Here is a 23,142-nt window from a genome sequence, read left to right on the forward strand (position 1 = left end):
GTGTTAAAGATACCCTTGCTGAAATCAGCTTATCTGTACAAAAAATAGAAAAAACCGCAGATAACGTATTAATTGTGTCTTTTTCTGGTGATGTAACCAATATTCAAGATGGTCAAACTGTTACTGTTCAGCTGTTTTTCCCCGATGGCACCCTAATAACCAGCGCAGAAACAACCGTAATTAATGGTCAATGGAGTCTGGAAAATATCAGCACAGCCCCACTACTTGATGGTAATTATTTAGTAACTGTTGCTAGTAATGACTTAGCAGGTAACCCTGCAACAGCTGAACGCTTTGTATTTAAAGACACTTTGGCAGAGATCACTGTTAATGTCTTGGAGAACTGTAGTACCGAAGGTGAAACCTATGATGTTGTTGGTACAGTCAACGATGTAGAAGATGGCAATGTTGTTACCCTTGTTTTAACCGATAGCAATGGCACAAGTAAAACATTTCAAGCTACAGTGCAAAACGGCGCATATGCTTTAATCGATGCGGATATGACTGGCTTAGCTGATGGCCCTATCAGTGTTACAGCAACTGTGAGTGACTTTTCAGATAACCAAGCAACTGCCAACACTGATTTTATTTATGATTCGCTAGCACTATTAACAATTAATATTAACGATACCGATGATAACGTTATTAATGCCGCTGAAGATAACAACGTATCAATTTCTGGCACGGCGGTCGGTATTGAAGACGGTCAAACTGTATTTATTACCCTAACTGACATTAATGGCAATACTATCGAACTTAGTGCAATAGTCAGTAATGAAGCATGGCAGCTTAATAATGTAGATATTTCAAGTTTGGATAACGGCACCATCACAGCGACCGCCAATAGCACCGATTTAAATTGTAACCCAGCGAATGCAACAGACACTGCCGAACACGATAAACTAGCTGAAATCACTGTCAACACCACAACAACGGCCTCAAGCAACGGCCTACTCTATAACTTTAACGGCAGCGTTGTTGATATTGAAGATGGCAATGCGGTGACAGTCACCATTACTGATAGAAATGGTCAAAACCAAGTATTAAACGCTGTAATTGTCAATGGCAGCTATAGTATACAGGGCATTGCACTGACGCTTGCAGATGGTCCACTTACAATCACTGTAAATGCGCAAGATGACGCAGGAAACCCAGCCACAGCTAATCAGCAAGTTGATTATGATAACAGCGCCGCTATCACGGTCAACATTGAGACCGGTGATGATGCCGTTGTAAACTTAGTAGAATCAACTAACCGCACTTTATTTGGTGATGTGGTAGACGTTGAAGATGGTCAACTAGTCACAATTACAGTAACCGACGATAACGGCATTAGTGTTACTTTTACTACGCAAGTAAATAGCGGTAGCTGGCAGGTCGATAACGCTGATTTATCAACACTTGCAGATGGCACATTAACTATTACTAGCAGCGTAACTGATTTAAGCAATAACACCGCGCAAGCAAGCACTACAACCACAAAAGATACACAAGCAACTGTTACCATACAAATCGAAACTGGTAGTGATGAGTTACTTAATAAAGATGAAATTCTCGCCACAAGCATTACAGGTACCGCGACCGCTATTGAAGACGGTCAATTTGTTTTGGTCACTATCACAGACAGTGAAAATAACCAATTAAGCTTCAGAGCAGAAATAATCAATGGCAGTTGGTCACTGGCTGACTTAGATCTAAGTAGCTTAGCTGAAGGCCCTATTAATGCTGTTGCAACTGTTAGCGATTTAGCTGGTAACCCTGCAACCGCAAGCGATATGGCTTTTAAAGATACACAGTCAAACATCACTGTTGAAGTCGCAGAGCAATGCCATGACGGCGTTGAGATAATCGATTTATTTGGTACTGTTGAGAACGTTGAGGATGGTGCACCGGTGGTGCTAATCATCACAGATAGTGAAGGCAATACCCTACGTTTTGATACTACTAGCAATAACGGCGCTTGGGCTTATACAGATGCCGATTTAACTGGTTTAGTCGATGGTGATTTAAATATTCGTGCATACACCACAGATCTAAGTGGTAACATTGTTTCAACCGATATTAGCTTTGTAAAAGACACAGTAGCGCAAATTACCATAGACGTAGATACAGGCGAAGACGCGGTAATCAATAGCGCAGAAACCCCTGCTACAACCATTTCTGGTACTGTTACCAATGTTGAAGATGGGCAAATAGTCACAGTTTCAGTAAAAGATGTAAACGGTAAAGTGATTACCTTTACTGCCACTGTGATGGCGGGCGAATGGCTGGTTGCCGATGCCGATTTAAGCATTTTAGCGCAAGGACAACTTACCTTCTCAGCTAAAGTTGAAGATTTAAGCTGTAATACTGCCACTGCAACCGCGGAACATATAAAAGATACCCTCGCGGAAGTAACAATTATTGTTGAATCAAATGGCGATAACTTAATCAACAGCAATGAAGTCAATGCCGTTACGCTTTATGGTGAGGCCACCCATATTGAAGATGGTCAATTAGTCACGATTACCGTTACTGACTCAACCGGTAACAGCCAACAATATACCACCACAGTGATGGATCAGCAGTGGCAATTGGCAGATCTTGATTTTACCAGTTTTGCCGAAGGTAACTTAGACTTTACCGTAACGGCTAGTGACCTAGCTGGTAACTCAGCCAGCAATACAACTGATGTATTTAAAGACACTTTATCCACGATTTCGATGCAAATCAAAACCAATGGCGATGACATTCTTAACGAGTTAGAAGTAAATCCGGCGACCTTTGGTGGTGTAGCTAACGACATTGAAACCGGTCAAGCGGTTGAGATCACCGTTACCGATAGCCAAGGTACTAGGTTGACCTTTAATACTGTGGTACGTAACGGCTTCTTTATAGTGGAAGATGGTGACCTATCCGGCCTTGCCGATGGCGATTTAACTTTCACTGCCAATACCATTGATAGAAATGGTAATCCTGCAACTGCCACCTCCACCATAGTAAAAAACACCGCACCGGTGGAAATCACCATTGATATCGACACGATTCAAGATAATGTGATCAACGATATTGAATCTCCGACTGTTGATATTACCGGGACTACCGTCAATGTTGAAGATGGTGCCACTGTTACTGTGGTACTAACCGATGCCAATGGCGATAGTTTAACCTTTACTACCCAAGTATTTAATAACCAATGGCGCCTCGATAATATTGATACCCGGTTTTTAATTGATGGTAGTATCAATGGCACCGCTACTGTTACCAATAGCGTGGGCAACTCAGGCTCTGCGCAAGAAATAGTAAGTAAAGATGTAGTCGCAAACATCAGCTTGATGCTTAACGATGCCGACCAAGTAATCAACCAAATCGAAACTAAACAAAACAACTTCTCAGGCGTTGTTAGCAATGTTGAAGACGGGCAAACCGTTACGCTCACTTTAACCGATAAAAACGGTCAAACAGTGACAGCAACGACCATAGTGGTAAATGGTACATGGACACTTGGTGATGTTAATTTAGCAGCTCTTGCTGATGGTGAGATCACGGCAAGCGTAGCGGTCTCTGACGTGGCCGAAAATCCAGCGAATAACAGCATCACTTTTACTAAAGACACCACAGCGACGATATCTATTACTGTTGAAGATGCAGACCAAATAATTAATGCTGCAGAACAAAGTGCGGTGAGTGTATCCGGCGTCGTAAATGGCATTGAAGATGGCCAAACGGTCACAATCTCTGTTACTGATAGTCGTGGCACAACTCGAACAAATGACTCTCTCACTATCGTTGATGGTAAATGGTCACTGAGTGATGTGGATATTAACGACCTCGCTGAAGGCGACTTAGTGGTCACCGTAACCAGTACTGATGTGGCTGGTAATGTAGCAACCACCACAGTGACCGTAGTAAAAGACACTTTAGCAAGTGTAACGATTAATGTGGCTGATGGCGGCGATAATTCACTAAATGCCGCAGAAGTCGACGACGTTGCTATTTCCGGTCTGGCACTTAATGTTGATGATGGCCAAACGGTGACTATTTTAGTGACCGATTCCGCAGGTAAAACTCAAGAATACTTTGCGAGCGTTACTGCCGGTGCTTGGTCGTTAACAAATACTGATCTATCTGGCTTTGCTGAAGGTATTTTAACGTTTACAGCTAACGTAGCAGACGTTGCAGGCAACCCAGCAACCGCTAACACCACTGTTTTCAAAGACACTCTTTCGACTATTTCTATTCAAGTGGGTACTAATGGCGATGGTATTCTCAATAGTGAAGAGGTTGTCACTACCACCTTTGGTGGCACTGCGAGTGACATCGAAGACGGTCAAGTTATCACAGTTACAGTAACTGATAGCGCCAATACCACACTGACTTTTACCACCACAGTGCGTAATGGCTATTACCTAATTGAAAATGAAGATTTAAGTACGCTTGTTGATGGCGAGCTGACCTTTACCGCCGAAGGACTTGATAGAAACGGCAACCCTGCTACAGCAACCACTGACGTCATAAAAAACACAGCGGCTGTTGAGATCACCATTGATATTGACACCATTCAAGATAACACCATCAATGCCGCCGAAGCGCCTAAAGTCGATGTATCAGGTACCGTCAGTAATGTTGAAGATGGCCAAACTGTCACGGTGACACTCACTGATGGCACCAACACCATCACCCGTACTGCCATCGTTAATGGTGGTGTGTGGACGATTAATGATATTGATACCCGTATTTTAAAAGACGGCGATATTACCGGCACGGCAACCGTAACTAACCAAGCAGGTAACTCGGGCAGTAACCAAGAAGTCGTGCAAAAAGACGTAGTCGCTGATATTAACGTGACATTCAATGACGTTGACCAGATTTTAAATAGTACAGAAAGCAGCACAAATAGCTTCTCTGGTAGCGTCACTAATGTCGAAGATGGGCAAACCGTTACCCTTACCTTCACGGACATCAATGGCAACACCAAACAAGTAACGACTACCGTAACCAGTGGCCTATGGGCGATTGATAATGTTGATTTAACAGGCCTTGCCGATGGCCAAATTAGCGCCACTGTGTCGGTCAACGATGTTGCTGAAAACCCCGCCACAGATAACGTCACCTTTACTAAAGACACCGTCGCCACTATTACCGTCAACGTGCTGGATAGCGACCAAGTTATTAATAACGCTGAGCAAAGTTCAGTGGATTTATCAGGCACCGTAAGCGGTATTGAAGAAGGCCAAACAGTCACTATCACGGTCACAGACAGCCAAAACCGCAGCCTTGAATTTACCACCACTGTTGTCAATGGTGCCTGGACCCTGAATAACCTTGATTTAACTGTGTTTGCACAAGGTGAACTCACCGTCGATGCCAGCAGCACCGATGTCGCAGGAAATACGGCAACAAATACCACAACAGTGCTAAAAGACACCCAAGCAAGCCTCACCATCAGTGTCGATGATGGCGGCGATAACTCAATCAACGCCCGTGAAGTCAGCGCAGTACTGGTTAATGGAACCGCTACTAATATTGAAAATGGTCAAACGGTGACCATCGTCATCACCGATGTAAATGGCGTAAACCAACAATACACCACCACTATCGCTAATGGTACTTGGAGCTTAGGTGAGCTTGACCTATCAAGCTTTGCAGAAGGCGAGTTGAGCTTTACGGTCACCGCCAGCGATGTTGCAGGTAACCCTGCCGATGCTGACACGCAAACATTTAAAGACACGTTATCGACTATTTCGATGCAAATACAAACCAATGGCGACGGTATTTTAAATAGCATCGAAGTTAACCCTGCAACGTTTGGTGGGGTTGCCAACGACATTGAAGACGGCCAACCGGTTGAAATTATTGTCCGTGATGAAGCCGGTAACCGCTTAATTTTTAATACCACAGTGCAAAATGGTTTCTTTATAATTGAAGATGGCGATTTATCGAGTTTACTGGATGGCGACCTAACCTTCACTGCAACCAGTATTGATAGCTTTGGTAACCCTGCTGTTGCTACAAACACTGTAACAAAAGACACTGCCGCAGTTGAAATAACCGTCGAGATTGACACCGTACAAGATGACACCATCAATGCAGCTGAAGCACCCACCGTGCGTATTAGTGGCACCACCGATGCCGAAAACGGCCAAGTAGTGACGGTGTTATTAACCGATACTGCCGGTAATACAATTACCCTCACCACCACCGTAATTAACGGCAAGTGGATACTAGAAAACGTCGACACACGCTTCTTAGTTGATGGCGATATCACCGCAGTGGCCAGTGTGGAAAACCGCGCAGGTAATGCCGGTGACGCAACCGACACCGTACTAAAAGATGTGCTGGCTGAAATCACTCTGCAACTGGACGATGCTGACCAAGTTATTAATGAAAACGAAGTCACGGTTAATAGCTTCTCAGGTACTGTGACTGATGTGGAAGATGGTCAAACAATCACACTGCTGTTTCTTGATAAAAATGGTAATAGCACCAGCGCGACAACAACCGTTGTAGCAGGCGCTTGGACACTGGAAAATGTCGATTTATCAAACCTTGTTGATGGTCAAATTACTGCACAAGCCCGTGTCAGTGATCAACCTGAGAACTCTGCAAGCAGCACGATTACCTTCTTAAAAGACACCACCGCAGAGATCACGGTCAGCGTGAATGATGTTGATCAATTGATCAACTCCGCGGAGCAAACAACCGTGTCGCTATCAGGCTCTGTTACTGGCATTGAAAACGGCCAAACAGTAACCATTACACTTACCGATAATACAGGGCGTGAGCAACAACTTACTACAACGATAGTCAACGGCAATTGGACGCTAACAGGTATTGATATCAGCACCTTTGCACAAGGTGAATTCACCGTTACCGCCAGCGCCCAAGATAATGCAGGTAACAGTGCCAATGGCAGTACGACGGCGATAAAAGACACTCAAGCCCTTGTCACCATTGAGGTAGACAGCGGCAGCGATGATTTACTTAACGCCGCTGAAGTCGGCAGTGTCGATTTAGCTGGTGATGCAATTTATATCGAAGATGGTCAAACAGTAACGGTGACCATCACTGATAGCGAGGGTAAAACGCAAACACTGACCACCACAGTCATGGACGAGCGCTGGATGATTGAAGGCGTCGATATGAGCGGCTTTGCTGAAGGCCCGCTTGATTTTACGGTTACAGCAACGGATATTGCTGGTAATACCGCAACCAACACAGATCAAGTATTTAAAGACACGTTATCCACCGTTTCGATGCAAATCAAAACCAATGGTGATAACATTCTTAACGAGTTAGAAGTCAATCCAGCCACCTTTGGTGGTGTAGCTAACGACATTGAAACCGGTCAAGCGGTTGAGATCACCGTCACCGATAGCCAAGGCACTACGCTGATCTTTAATACTGTGGTACGTAACGGCTTCTTCATTGTGGAAGATGGCGATCTATCAGGCCTTGCCGATGGAGACTTAACTTTTACCGCCAACACCATTGATAGAAATGGCAATCCAGCAACTGCCACTACTACCGTCGTGAAAAACACTGCACCGGTGGAGATCACCATTGATATCGACACCATTCAAGATAATGTGATCAACGATGTAGAATCACCGCAGGTTGATATTACCGGGACTACCGTCAATGTTGAAGATGGTGCCACTGTTACTGTGGTATTAACCGATGCCAATGGCACCACACTGACCTTTACTACAACCGTGGCCAACAATGCATGGCGTTTAGATAACGTTGATACTTCGAGCTTATTAGATGGCACAGTAACAGGTACCGCCAGCGTCACTAATAACGTAGGTAATAGTGGCTCAGCGCAAGAAATCGTCAGCAAAGATGTCGTTGCCAATATCACCGTACAATTAAATGACAATGATCAGGTAATCAACCAAACCGAGAGCCTAGAAAACAACTTCTCGGGAACAGTTACAGATGTTGAAGACGGCCAAACAGTCACTCTCACGTTAACTGATAAAAATGGTGCAATCGTTACAGCAACAACCTTGGTTGTTAACGGTCTATGGACGCTGGGAGATGTGGACTTATCATCCCTTGCTGATGGTGAGATCACGGCAAGCGTGGCAGTCTCTGACGTGGCTGAAAATCCAGCCAATAACAGCATCACCTTTACTAAAGACACCACAGCGACCATCACTATTAGCATCGATGATAGCGATCAGGTAATTAATAGCAACGAACAGACAGCAGTGAATCTAGGTGGCGTGGCAACAGGGATTGAAGCCGGACAAACGGTAATAATTTCGGTGACCGACAGCAATGGATTTACTCGAACGGGTGAAACAACACTGATTAATGGTGCTTGGTCGCTTAGTGATGTAGATATCACCGACTTGGCCGAAGGCGATTTAGTCGTCACCGTTACCAGCACTGATGTAGCGGGCAACCAAGCCAGCGCCACCACAACGGTTGTTAAAGATACTCTCGCCTCATTAACTATAGATGTCGCGGATGGAGGTGACAGCTCGCTCAATGCGTTAGAAGTTGGCGCCGTTGATTTCTTTGGCCAAGCTAAAAACATAAACGACGGGCAAACGGTTACTGTGGTGATCACCGACAGTAACGGGATTTCACTAAGCTATGGTGTGCAAGTAGCCAACCAAGCCTGGTCCTTAGACGATATAGATGTATCAAGCCTTGCTGAAGGGCCGCTAACACTCACCGTTTCAGGCACTGATGCTGCAGGCAATGTAGCCAACGCTTCAAGTAGTGTGTTTAAAGACACTCTGTCGGCACTAGGGATTCAAGTTGGTAGCAATGGCGATGGCATACTTAATAGCGCTGAAGTTGACACTGTGACGTTTGGTGGATCAGCTAACGATATTGAAACGGGTCAAATAGTTACGGTAACCGTCACTGATGAAAATAACCAAACATTAAGCTTTACAGCCCCAGTACAAAACGGTTTTTACATCATAAATGAGCAAGACTTAAGTAGCCTTGCCGATGGTACGCTTACCTTCACTGCAACAGCAACGGATCAAAACGGAAACCCTGCCACTAGCACCACTACCGTGATAAAAAACACCGCGCCAGTAGAGATCACCATTGATATCGACACCATTCAAGATAACATTATTAATGATGCAGAGTCACCGATGGTAGATATCACTGGCACCGTCAGTAATGTTGAAGATGGCCAAACCGTTACTGTGGTACTTAGTGATTCAGCGGGAAATAGCATTACCCGCACAGCCACTATTAATGGCGGCGTATGGGCAATTAATAATGTTGACACTCAACAATTAGTTGATGGCGATATTACCGGCACGGCAACCGTTACTAACCAAGCAGGCAACTCAGGCAGTAACCAAGAAGTCGTACAAAAAGACGTAATCGCTGATATTAACGTGACATTCAATGACGTTGACCAGATTTTAAATAGCGCAGAAAGCAGCGCAAATAGCTTCTCTGGTAGCGTCACTAATGTCGAAGATGGGCAAACCGTTACCCTTATCTTCACTGATATTAATGGCAACACAAGCCAAGTAACAACCACGGTTAGCGGCGGCTTGTGGGCGGTTGATAATGTAGATTTAACAAACCTAGCTGATGGCCAAATATCAGCGACTGTCAGTATCAGCGATGTCGCGGAAAACCCCGCGACTGATAGCGTCAGCTTTACTAAAGACACCGTCGCTACAATCACCGTGAACGTGATTGATAGCGACCAAGTTATCAATAACGCTGAGCAAAGCGCAGTGGATTTATCAGGCACCGTAAGCGGTATTGAAGAAGGCCAAACAGTCACTATCACGGTCACAGACAGCCAAAACCGCAGCCTTGAATTTACCACCACTGTTGTCAATGGTGCCTGGACCCTGAATAACCTTGATTTAACTGTGTTTGCACAAGGTGAACTCACCGTCGATGCCAGCAGCACCGATGTCGCAGGCAATACGGCAACCAATACCACCACCGTGGTAAAAGACACCCAAGCAAGCCTTACCATCAGTGTCGATGATGGCGGCGATAACTCAATCAATGCTCGTGAAGTCGGTGCGGTTCTGGTCAATGGCACCGCCACTAATATTGAAGATGGTCAAACAATGACCATCATCATCACCGATGTAAATGGCGTTAATCAGCAATACACCACCACTGTCGCCAATGGCGCATGGAGTTTAGGGGAGCTTGACCTCACAAGCTTTGCAGAAGGTGAGCTAAGCTTTACTGTCAGCGCCAGCGATGCAGCAGGTAACCCAGCCAACGCAGACACGCAAACATTTAAAGACACGTTATCCACTATTTCGATGCAGATACAAACCAATGGCGACGGTATTTTAAATAGCATCGAAGTTAATCCCGCTACGTTTGGTGGGGTTGCCAATGACATTGAAGACGGCCAACCGGTTGAAATTATTGTCCGTGATGAAGCCGGTAACCGCTTAATTTTTAATACCACAGTGCAAAATGGTTTCTTTATTATTGAAGATGGCGATTTATCGAGTTTACTGGATGGCGATCTAACCTTCACTGCAACCAGTATTGATAGCTTTGGTAACCCTGCTGTTGCTACAAACACGGTATCTAAAGACACTCAACCACCAGCAATCACGGTTGAGATTGATACCGTACAAGATGACACCATCAATGCCGCTGAAGCACCCACCGTACGAATTAGTGGCACCACCGACGCTGAAAACGGTCAAATTGTAACGGTCGTCGTTACTGATTCTCAAGGAACCTCCATTGAGCTAACAGCGGTCGTTGAAAATGGCCAATGGCTAATTGAAAACTTCGATTCACGCTTTTTAGTCGATGGTGAAATTACCGCAGTTGCCAGTGTGGAAAATCGTGCTGGCAATGGTAATCAAGCAACCGATACGGCACAAAAAGATGTCGTAGCAAGGATCACCATAGCGCTAAGCGATACAGATCTAGCAGATCAAGTTATCAATGAGAATGAAGTCACCGCCAACAATAACTTTTCTGGCACCGTGACGGATGTACAAGATGGTCAAACAGTGACGCTGTATTTTGTAGACAGAAACGGTAACACCGCAACCGCAACAACCACGGTGATTGCTGGCGCTTGGAGTATCGATAACGTTGATTTGAGCAACTTAGTTGACGGTAAAATTCAAGTACAAGCCGAAGTGGCAGATCAGGCGGAAAACCCAGCCTCTAATACACTTATATTCAATAAAGATACGCTGGCAATCATCGCCGCTACCACACTTGATCTTGATGGGGTTATAAATGAAAGCGAACAAAATAGTGTCGATTTAGGTGGTGCAGTACTGGGGATCCAAAATGGCCAAACAGTCACTGTAACCGTATCAGATGGTAGTAATACACAAACATTTACCACCACAGTGGTCGATGGCTATTGGTCTGTCGAGAACGTTGATTTTTCAGGCTTTGCTGAAGGAAATATCGATATTACAGCAACTGCCCAAGACATCGCTGGGAATAATGCCACTGATACGACGACTATTATAAAAGATACACAGGCAAGTATAACTATTGAAGTCGATACCAATGCTGATTTCACTGACAATGTAATCAACGCCGCAGAAGCGCCTGCGACACGTATTTTTGGTACTGTTAATAATGTCGAAGATGGCCGCTTAGTGACCATCACCATTACAGATGAAAATGGTAAAGAGCTGACCTTTACCGCCATGGTCACCGCAGGTCTTTGGGAAATAACGCAAGATCTAACCGGCTTAGTTGATGGCGAATTAAGTTATACCGCGACCGTAAGTGACATAGCAGGCAATCCAGCCGATGCAAGCACCACCACAGGTAAAGATACCTTAGCTGCGATTAATGTAGAGATAATCTCTGGTGGCGATAACTACCTTGTTGCTGATGAATTAGGTCAATTAGTGCTACAAGGTAATGTTACTAATATAGAAGTTGGCCAAACTGTTACTTTAACTTTGGTAGGTGCAAATAATGAAACCATCACAGTAACAGCACTAGTAGAAAACGATTTATCATTCCAAACCACGGTTGATTTATCAACCTGGAGTGATGGAAGTATTACAGTTACAGCACAAGCATCAGATTTAGCAGGAAATGATGTTACTGACTCCGATGATGCAACCATAGACACCACGGTAAATATTGATATTGATACCGGTGATGGTTTTGATTTAGAGGCTTTCCGCTCTGGTGAACTAACCTCAATTAATGGGAGCACCGACGCCGAAAGTGGCCAACTAGTGACTATTGCAATTTTTGATGGCGGGCAAACTCTTTACTTTACTGGTAGTGTGGGAAGTAACGGGACTTGGCAGGTCAATAATATCAATGTCAGTACCTTGAATAATGCAACTGCATGGGAGTTAACCGCCACCGTTACTGATATAGCAGGTAATACAGCTACCGATGACATGCCAACACTGGATGTCGTACGTGGCCAAGAGCTTTATGAGTATATTTTAGATGTATCAGCTTCAACATCAGATACCAGTGCGTTAAATATCAGCAATGCAGATTTAGCCTTTGCCAACGTACAAGACGCACTTGCAGCCCTGACCTATGAAGGTGGTAATGCGGTCAGAATTGAAGTAGCAGCAGATGGCCAATCTCTTAATGTGATCCGTGAAGATGGTAATAACACCATTGCAATGACAATTGAGCTTATTCCAAATGCGGTACGGATCACCCAATTCCAGCCTTTCGATCAACCTATAGGTAATACACTAACAACGTCAGTGATAATAGAAGCATTACAAACTGATGATGATGGTACCTCAGAGCTTGTACTATTGCCTACCTACATTACTATCAATGATACACCCCCTTTTGCTCGTGATGATAACTATGACGTTATAGAAGATACCGTAAGTTCAGGCAGTGTATTAGGTAATGATTACACCATTGAAGGACCCTTAGTTGTCACCCAGATTGAAGTTGCAGGACAAACTTATACTGTCACTGCAAACACACCCGCAACGGTCACATTGAGCTACGGCGAACTTATTGTTAATAGCAACGGCACTTGGCAATTTACCGCGAACGATAACTTAGACCATACCCTGCCACAAAGCTTTAGTTTTGATTACACAGTTTCAGATATAGACGGTACTTTAGACGGCGCAACTGCCACTATTAATATTTTAGATGGTAATGCAGGCTATGTAGATAATCAAAACTTAGACCTTACTGAACCTGATTATGACCAAGTTTTAAATAGAGATATAAACTTTACCGTTCACTCTGGCTCCGACACATTATTAGCTGACTCAATAGCCTTTAGTGATACAACATTAGCTCGCTTAAATGCGTTAAACCTAAGCAGCGATGGCAACACGCTAACGTTTACTCTATCTGATGATGGTAAAATCCTGACAGCAACTGCAGGTGGAAATACCATTATTACGATCAACCTAACGGCAGTAAATAATGGTGATGATTTATCAGCAACGGCAGTATATCAACAGCAAGGTCCTATCGATCATGAAGTGTCGGAACAGCTACAGCTTGTATTGACCATTACTGCTGAGGATTTAGATGGAACGCAAATTTCCCAAGGCGATGCATCTATTACAATTTTTGATGGTAATGATCCACAATTTGCCGGCATTACAGCGGTCACTTTAGACGAAAATAATTTAACTCAAGGCACCCAAGTCGCAACTGGTCAGCTATCAACATTAGTTGGCTCTGATCAAATTGTTGAAGTTATCTTTTCTCCAAGCAATGAGCAACCACAGCTAACGAGTAACAGTCTCGCCATTATTTATGCTATTAGTGCCGACGGAAAAACCATTATTGGTCATACGGGTGATGTTAATGATCCTGTTTTCCAAGTTGAACTTGCCGGTGACTTTAGCAGTAGCACAGACTCATTGGCCCAAGATTATATCGTTACTCTTTATCGGGCATTGGATCAAGATGTCACAGATGCTATCAACTTAAAAATTGAAATGACCGACTTTGATGGTGATACTGTATCCGCTAACTTAGACATAACCATCATTGATGATGAGTCAATTGACGGCGATACACCAATACTTAATGTAACTGAATTACCTAAAGATAATAGTAGTTATACTAATTCAGATAACGGTGAAATCACTATCGTGGCCGGTAATGATGCTATTGTTGCCATTGGCTACCAGTTTAATAGCGGTGCTGCCGTACTCGATAGCCAAGGTAATGCACTGACCCAAAATGGCCAAGCCATCTCTTGGATAAACTTAGGTAATGGCAAAGCACAAGGTCAATTACCTGATGGAACCGTTGTGTTTGAAGTAACGTTACCATCAAGCTTAACTATTGATGCAGGGCAAACAACCAGCGCGGCCATAAATTTTGAATTATTTGGCGCCATCGATCATTTAGCAGCGCAAGATACACAACTCAGCCTGATTGTACCGGTGGCTATTATTGATGCCGATAATACTTCAATATTAAATGAAGTAACCGTAAACGTGGATGATGGTTTAGCCCCAGAAATTGTCACTCCGGGGATACCAAATAGTATTGTTGATGAATTTGACCTAAACAGTAATGACTCAATATCCACAACAGGCAGCTTTACTCTGGCCACAGGCAGTGATGCTATTGTTGCAGTCGCGCTAGCAGATGGATTTACGCTTACTGGCATTTCCAAAAATGGCAATACAGTCAGTTTATCTGAAACTGCCAATGACAATGGTTGGTATATAGCAACAGCTGATAATAGCGAAGTATTTAGAATCCGCTTCTTCGCTGATGGCACCTATGAATATAAACAAACAGCAGCACTTGATCATCAAACTGGTGACGGCACTAACCAATTAGATATTAACTTTGAGATCCAAGCTATCGATGCTGATGGTGATAAATCAGCGACTCAAAGCTTAACAGTCTCTGTAAAAGATGATATCCCTGTCGCAATTGATACAGATTTAACTTTCTCTGAAGGCGATAGCTTAACGGCCGATCTATTAGATGGTATTAAACAGGGTGCCGATGGTGCCGTAGTAACACAAGTTACTTATTTAGGTGTTAATTACAATGCAGGCGACACTATTACATTACGAAACGGGGATGAAGAGTATGGCACTTTAACCATTAACAGTGATGGCACCGTATCTATTTCTACTAACCCATTTGCTTCGGATACAAACATATTTGACGACACGATAAGTTATCAAGTTACAGATAGCGATGGCGATACAGTCACCAATAACCTTAATCTACATGTTTTAGATAGCGAAGGACGTATTGCTTTTTATCAACCAGAAGGTAATGAAGACGAAGCGATTTTAGTACAACTCGCGGCTTACCCTGGTGACCTTGATAGTGGCGATGTGATCACCGAAATCAAAATTAGCGAAGCATCTTTAAACGGCGGCGTACTGACCCTAGATGACGGTGCTGGCAATATTATAACTCTGCCAATTGTTGATGGCTTCGTAATAATTTCAGGCTCTAACATGCGCATATTAGAGCAAGAGTTGACTCTGCCTGACAACACCGTTCTACATATAGGTACAGCGTTACCTAATGGCGACTTATTATTTACACCTGCTGCTAATACTTCTGATGCAATTGCCAGTCAGCAAGTAACACTTGATGTTACTGTTGAAATCACCGATGAAAACGGCAGCCGTGAAATAAATAGCGCTCTAGATGTCACCATTAACTCTGTTGCAGACACGCCACTTTGGGATGACAATACAGAGTTTTATTACTTGGGTGAAGAAGACGGCGCGCCAATACAACTAAACCTATTAGCCAACCTTCAAGATACTGATGGCTCAGAAATAATTAGCTATCGAATTGAAAATATTGAAGATGGTTTAATTCTAAAGGTGAATGGCAATATAGTCAGTAATGGCGATATTTTATCGAGCGCAGATATAGCAACTCTAACAGCTGAAGGCAACGTAAATCTTGCCGGCTCGTTTGATTTTGATATTACCGCAATTGCCACAGAGCAAGATAATAACGATACCGCCGAACAAGTAACACAAACAGTCACCATTGATTTACAACCTGTTGCAGATATACCAGATTTGATCGTAGCAAATGTTCGCTCTAATGAAGATCAAGCTATCAATGTTAGTCAGCTTGTTGCAGGGCAACTTACTGATACGGACGGCTCTGAAACCTTGTATTATGAGTTCACAATTCCAGATGGTTGGAGTATGAATGCCCTCAATGGTGCACAGTTAACCGACTTAGGTAACGGTACTTATAGCGCAAGCAGTGAGGATATTACCGCCGGAAATATTCAACTTATTCCGCAAACCGACATAAGCTCATTTAATAATAACTTTATTATCTCTGTGGTCGCTGTGTCTTACGAGTCCGAAGTTGATGGTGTTGCAATTAAACCAGGCAGTGAATCGGCACGCAGCGAAGCAAAAGACTTAACAGTTATAGTTAAAGGGGTTATTGACCCGCCAACTGTAGACACTGGTGCCAACTGGAGTTTTGATGAACAACAGGCGCTATTAACTAACGTTGCTGAGTTTGATGAAGATGACTTGATCGCCTTAGACTTCTTAGTAAGAACATCTGATGATGATGGCTCTGAGGTTATAAACTTACTAATCTCCAACTTACCAGATGGTGTCACCATCGTCGATATCAATGGCAACCCTGTTGAACTTGAGATTATTCGAGCAGAAAATGGCAAACCCGTATATGGCGTGTCTGCGGAACAATTACAAACTCTATATCTTAAACCACAAGGTGACTTTAGCGGCAGCGGCATTAACTTCAATATTATAACTGTCACCACAGAACCTGACGGCGATGCAGGTGAGTTTACAATGGACGTAAATATAGATCTTACGCCTATCCTTGATTCTAATGAGTCAAACCTTGCCACCAGCTCAACAGGTATTGAAGATCAAGCCGCTGTACTAAATATAAACCCAACTACAGCTGATGCTGATAACAGCGAAATAATCACCGGTGCTGTGATCACCAATATCCCAAGTTCAGTGATACTTCTACTAGATGGGGTTGCCATTGAATTTAATGGTTCACTCGATTTAGCAACACTAGCTGATGGTGACTTAGCAGGCTTCTTAGCCAGTGGCCGGTTAGCAATCTTGCCACCTGAAGATGCCTCTGGTGATTTTGTGATTGATATAACTTACACAGTCATCGATACCTCAGATGCCGGTAACACCACACCAGTAGATATTGCGACCACCAGCACAGTGACTATTGCCCCTGATTTTGACAAAGAAATCGAAATTGATGGCAACCGTAGTGAGCTGGTGACCACCTCAAGCAGTATTTTAGTTAGTAATACTGGAAGCCTAGATTTAACCGGCGCAATGAACTTTAGTGAAGCGGATATTGATGGTTCAGAAACCATTGATTACATAGTTTTAATTCTGCCAGACAGCGATGGTTTCTACGTTGATTACCCAGGTGCTTTACCTGACGGTGAAGGTCGTTGGTTAATACCAACCGATGCTGGTACCACTGCATCAACTGTTGATATTGTTGATGTGTTAAGTGGCGTCACCCTAATAAGTGATAATGCGACCAACGGCCCAATAGAAATCATTGTTGCGGCAAAAGTCACAGACTTAACTGATGACGATGCGATCTTTGGCACAATCCAAGTTGAATTTACTCAAGGAGCCGCAGACTCTGCAGCAAGCCCAGTTAATCAAATCCAAGAAACCGTTATTGATGCCGAAGAAGACAGCGTAATTGACTTCAGCGGTCACTTTACCAATACATTTACCAATGACAGCAATGATCAAATTAGCTTTAGGATATTAGCATCCGATTTACCAGTAGGTGCTGTTGTCAGTGGCGCTGGTGTGGAGGTTATTCACGATGCCAGCGGTCAATCAGTCATTGAATATGTATTCCCAGCTAGCGCATTAGAGGGAATTACAATATCGACTGCAGGAACTCACTTTGCAGGCATACTCGATATACCAATTCGCGTTATCGCTGTCGACCCAATCAGTGGTGATACTGTCATTGATGATAGTCAAATAATTAGTGTCGACGTAAGTCCAATCGCTGATGGTGTTACTGTAAGTGCCAATACTACTGCAATTGAAGAAGATACCTCGCAACCATTAGGTATAACACTTAGCTTTATTGATAATGACAGCTCAGCAACTACCGGCGGTGTTGAGAGTGTGGTGATCGATACTCAAAATACGGCAAACAATTTAACTATCACCTTGCTAGATGGTGGCACATTGAATGACCCATCAGGCTTGTTCGTACTTGTTGATGGTACCAGTAATAGTTATGTATTTACTGGCAGCAATAGCAATGAACTCAACCAAGCACTTACAAACGTTAGTGTTACGCCACCACTAAATGTCTCAGGTTCTGGCGTACTACGATTAGAAATTAGTGGTCAAGTGATTGATACGGCACTGATATCGACTGGTACAGTAACTGATACTAGCAGCTTTAGTTCCACTATTTCCTTGGATATAAAACCGGTTACCGATTACGCAACATTAACGGTAGCTAATATTTTAGGTGACGAAGATACAGCAATAAAACTGACCGGGATCAGTGCTGAACTATTTGATAATGACGGCTCTGAAATAATGTACTTAAGTATTTCAGGAGTGCCAAATAATGGTGTATTAGCCATAGACAATGGTGATGGTACCTATACAGCTCTTGCAAATAATGGCACTGACGGCGGAGATTTTAGAGGTTTAGAAACTTATAACTGGAGTGTTACCCCTGAACAACTAGCTAGTGGCAATGTAGTGCTTATTCCACCACAAGATTTTAATGGTGATATTCCACTCACGCTAAAAGCTATCACTAAAGATCAAGACCCTGCTACCTACTTAAGCACCACTGCTGAGTTTGTAGTCGGTGTTCGCCCTATTGGTGATGGTGTTGATTTAGTTAGATCGCCAGATAGCGCCTACGCAGCAAATGAGGATGAAACTGTTACCATCAATTTATTAGCAATAAGTGAAGATACCAATGAAGACGAGCAAATTCAGCTTACTGTTAAAATTAACGCGGATTCAGATGCCTCAGCATTAGTTGGACTAAACGGCGCTTATATTGAAGTAGATGGCCAACAAGTATACTTTACCAGCGATGGCGCGGGTGGCTATATTGCCACTTTAGTTGTGGCTAGTAATCAACTACAAAACTTTGATTTTAACGCTGGTACTCTTGCTTGGGGCAACTTAAACATGCAAGTTGATGTTGCGAGCATAGATACCGCAACAGTCAATGGTACTGTAATGTCAGATACCAGCGACTCTAAAACAGCCAACTTTACTTTAACGCTTGAACCTGAAGTCGATGCGCCAGTCTGGCTCAGCTTTAGCGATATATCAGTAACAGACCCTGATAATATACCGCTGAACCTCAGTCTAGATTTGCAAAACCCAGCAGCAACAGAAACTGGTTACTTAACAATTAGCGGGATCCCTGATGATTTAAGTTTAAATGCAGGAAGCAAAGACGGTAATAACTGGGTCATTGACTTAGCCGATGTTGCCAACTTACAAATCATTGGCGCTGAAGCTGGCGATAACTTTACCCTGATCATGACCCCTTATGCCGAACTTAATGGCGAAACCCAAAGCGGTGCGGTACAAGAGATCTCAGTAAGCGTAGCCAGCACAGCTCAAGAAGCTAATGCAACGGGATCACTCACGATAGAACAATTACAATATATTCTCTCGCAAGAGCCAACTGACCCAATGCGCAGCGCTGACAGCGAATTAGGTACCAGTCATGACAGCGGTCAATTTGAGCAAGACTTAATGAAAATTATGGATAATATGGACTCTATCGAACCATGAATTTAACACTCACTCATGATCAAGTAGTCGAATTTGTAAGCTGTGCGAACACTGCGTTTGCACAGCGCTGCAATCGAGATCAACTCAGTGATGGACTACCTGATGGGCAGCTAGCGCCACATCATATAGAGCGTGCATTAAGCAATGGCAATATTGCTGGCACACAACAAGTCTTACAATTATCACAAATGCTGTTTCCTGCCGCTACGATTGATCAACAAGGACACCTTTGGCTGCTCGATAAACAAAATGATAAAATCATCGTGTTATTTCAAACTGCCGATCCTGAAATAACAACCGTTAAACTTGAGCAACAAACCTGGCTTGTCAGTTGGCACCTCACCATTGACCAAGTGATCGATAAGCGCAGTAGCTCTATTCACTCAAAAATTCCCCATTGGCTGCAACCTGTATTTAATGAAGTAAAACCATTTTATGGCTCATTATTACTAGGCTCGTTCACCGTGAACCTGCTTGCAGTGGTGATCCCACTATTCACTATGAATGTGTACGACCGTGTTGTGCCTAACGCCGCCCTTGATACGTTATGGGTACTCGCATTTGGCGCAATGATTGCGATCAGCTTTGATTGGTTTTTAAAGCAAGCCCGTACGCAACTAACAGACACCGCGGGGAAAGGTATTGATCTCAAAGTATCAAGCACCTTATTTAGCAAAGTCATTGGCATGCGCTTAGAGCACCGCCCACAATCAGCAGGCGCTTACGCAAAACAAGTGCAAGATTTTGACAGTGTCAGAGAGTTTTTAACCTCAGCCACTTTAGTTTCTGCTATCGATTTACCATTTACATTAATGTTTTTAGCGCTAATAGGTTGGTTAGGTGGTGCAATCGTATTGATACCGATCACCACTATGTTATTAATTGTACTTACCGGTGCATTCTTACAAGGCAGGCTCACCAACAGTGTTGAAGAAGCAGCTAAACTTAGCACTCAACGGCAAGCTTATTTAATTGAATATTTAAATCAAATTGTTGAATTAAAACAATCGCGCAGTGAAGGAAAAGCCCAGCGACTCTGGGAGCAAACGATGGCTCAAATGGCTACCTGGCAAAATAAATCTCGCCACAGTGCCAACACACTCAGCCATACAGTTGCCGCACTACAGCAAGTAACCACCATAGGTTTAATTGTTGCAGGGGTATATTTAATTCAAGCAGGCGAAGTCAGTATGGGCGCTTTAATTGCCATGGTGATGATCAGCGGCCGTGCTGGTGGCGCAATCAGTCAAATAGCGTCATTGCTGTTAAAGTATAAGCAAACAGAATCAGCCATCGAATCTGTCAAAGCAGTACTTGAACTACCGCAAGAAAATCAACAAAGTATACTTAGCAGCCACAGTGAACTAAGCGGTAATATTCGTGTTAAAAACCTCACATTTAACTACCCGGAACAAAAACTAGCGGTATTACAGCAACTCAATTTTGATATTAAAGCAGGTGAAAAAGTTGGTCTTTATGGAGCCGCAGGCTCGGGGAAATCATCTTTATTAGCGCTACTTGCAGGGCAATATCAAGCCACTCAAGGACAAATATTCTTTGATGATATTGAAATAAAGCAATGGTCACTAAAAACCTTACGTAAACACACAGGTTGGATGGCACAAAGTCCGAGTTTATTTTATGGCAGCTTATTAGAAAATATTACTGTCGGTTGCCAACAAGTCGATCCTAAAGAGCTATCAAGAGTGATCCACATGGCAGGTATTCATCATTTTATTGATCGTCTTGAAACCGGCCTTGAAAGCCAAGTTGGTGAGTTTGGCCGCTGCTTATCCGGCGGTCAGCGCCAAGCAGTTATTTTAGCGCGCGCATTACTGCAAAGCCCTAAATTGTTACTGCTGGATGAGCCTACCAGTGCAATGGATGAAATCAGTGAGCGACATATCATAAGTAGTTTAAAAAATATTACCGATACCACTATGGTGATCGCAAGCCATAAAGCCGCGGTACTTTCACTATGCGATAAGATTATTGTGATTGAGAAAGGTGAGCTCACCAGTATTCAAACTCCACAACAATTGTTTACTGGTAGTAACCGCCGCTTACGTAGCATCACAGTAAAGCCTCATGGAGCGACATCCAATGAGTAACTTAGAGATATCGCAACTTCAAGCGGCACGCCAAGCACAAAGGTTAATCCTAATCGTATTTTTAGTCTTAGTGTGTACTATCGCTTGGGCAACCTTTGCTACCTTAGACGAAGTGATTGTCGGCGAAGGTAATGTAGTACCCGCCCAAACAGTACAAACGGTAGAAAACCTCGATGGCGGCATTTTAAAACAAGTACTAGTACAAGAAGGCGAGCTAGTGCAACAAGGCCAACCCGTATTATTATTAGATGATACTCGCTTTGCCGCTGCATTTGCTGAATCTAATCAAGAACGTGACTCCTTAATAGCGAAACAACTTAGATTAACAGCTGAACTTGAAACCATCGTCATCGACCGTGATACAGTGACCGGCGTTGCAATCACAGAGGTCAACTTATCAGTAAGCGACATTCCTGCCCACATTGCAAACAGTGCCCGCAATAGCTACAGAGCGCGTTTATCGCAACTGCGTTCTTTGCTACAACAAAGCCAGCAAATGATTTTGCAACAAAGCCAAGCTATTATTGAACAACAAGCCAATATTGATTCATTAAAACAACGCCTAAAATTGATTTCCCGTGAAGTAAAACTAACTTCTGAAGGCGTTGATGATGGCGCTGTGGCGGAAATGGAGCTGGTCAAATTACAACGAGAAGAGGTGATGCTCTCTGGTGAAGTTAATCGTGCCAATGCTTTATTACAACAATTAATGGCAGCAAAAGAACAAGGTAAAGAAGAGCGAACGTCAGTTGCCCTAGACTACATTGCCAACGCGCAAAATGAATTAGATGAAGTTACTAATAACTTAGCTAAAATTAACGAAAGTAGTAAAGCGCTAGAAGACAGATTAATAAAAACCCAGATTAAATCGCCATTAACTGGCACTGTAAAAAATATCGCCTCTCGCTCAGTGGGAGGAGTTATCGAGCCTGGCCAAGTCATTATGGAAATTGTACCTTTGGACGACAAACTGATTGTCGAAACCAAAATAGCACCTAAAGATATTGGCTTTATTCGCCAAGGCATGCCTGCCATGGTGAAATTTAGCGCTTATGACTTTGTCATATACGGCGGACTAAAAGGAGAAGTTATCTATGTGAGTCCTGATGCCTCACAACTTGAAGATGGCACAACCTATTACGAAGCCCATATAAAAACCGATGGGAATATATTGGCTCAGCAGCCAATAATACCCGGCATGCAAGCCAGTGTAGATATTTTGACTGGTAAAAAAACCGTTTTACAGTATTGGCTAAAGCCGCTTTTGCGTGCCAAAGCCAATGCCATGAGAGAACCATAAA

At 43.4% G+C, this 23,142-nt stretch carries 3 protein-coding genes; all 3 read left to right on the top strand.

Going from position 1 to position 23,142, the window contains the following annotated elements:
- Positions 1-74 precede the first annotated feature (74 nt).
- Genes V7783_RS13875 through V7783_RS13885 form a run of 3 tightly spaced genes read left to right on the top strand, consistent with a single transcriptional unit; the run spans position 75 to position 23,141 of the window.
- Positions 75-19,730 (top strand): T1SS-143 repeat domain-containing protein, encoded by a 19,656-nt coding sequence (locus tag V7783_RS13875; protein WP_335679214.1) that lies wholly within the window; start codon positions 75-77, stop codon positions 19,728-19,730.
- On the top strand, positions 19,727-21,841 hold the full coding sequence (locus V7783_RS13880) for a type I secretion system permease/ATPase (protein WP_335679215.1): 2,115 nt from the start codon (positions 19,727-19,729) through the stop codon (positions 21,839-21,841). Before V7783_RS13875 ends, V7783_RS13880 begins: the two co-directional genes overlap by 4 nt.
- Positions 21,834-23,141, top strand: a complete 1,308-nt coding sequence (locus V7783_RS13885) for an HlyD family type I secretion periplasmic adaptor subunit (protein ID WP_335679216.1) — start codon at positions 21,834-21,836, stop codon at positions 23,139-23,141. Before V7783_RS13880 ends, V7783_RS13885 begins: the two co-directional genes overlap by 8 nt.
- The last annotated feature ends 1 nt before the right edge of the window (position 23,142 follow it).

The sequence above is a fragment of the Pseudoalteromonas sp. genome, assembly GCF_036960685.1.
Taxonomy (GTDB): domain Bacteria; phylum Pseudomonadota; class Gammaproteobacteria; order Enterobacterales; family Alteromonadaceae; genus Pseudoalteromonas.

Coding starts and splice junctions, on each gene's coding strand:
- V7783_RS13885 (WP_335679216.1), top strand. CDS start 21,834: ATGAGTAACTTAGAGATATCGCAACTTCAAGCGGCACGCCAAGCACAA.
- V7783_RS13880 (WP_335679215.1), top strand. CDS start 19,727: ATGAATTTAACACTCACTCATGATCAAGTAGTCGAATTTGTAAGCTGT.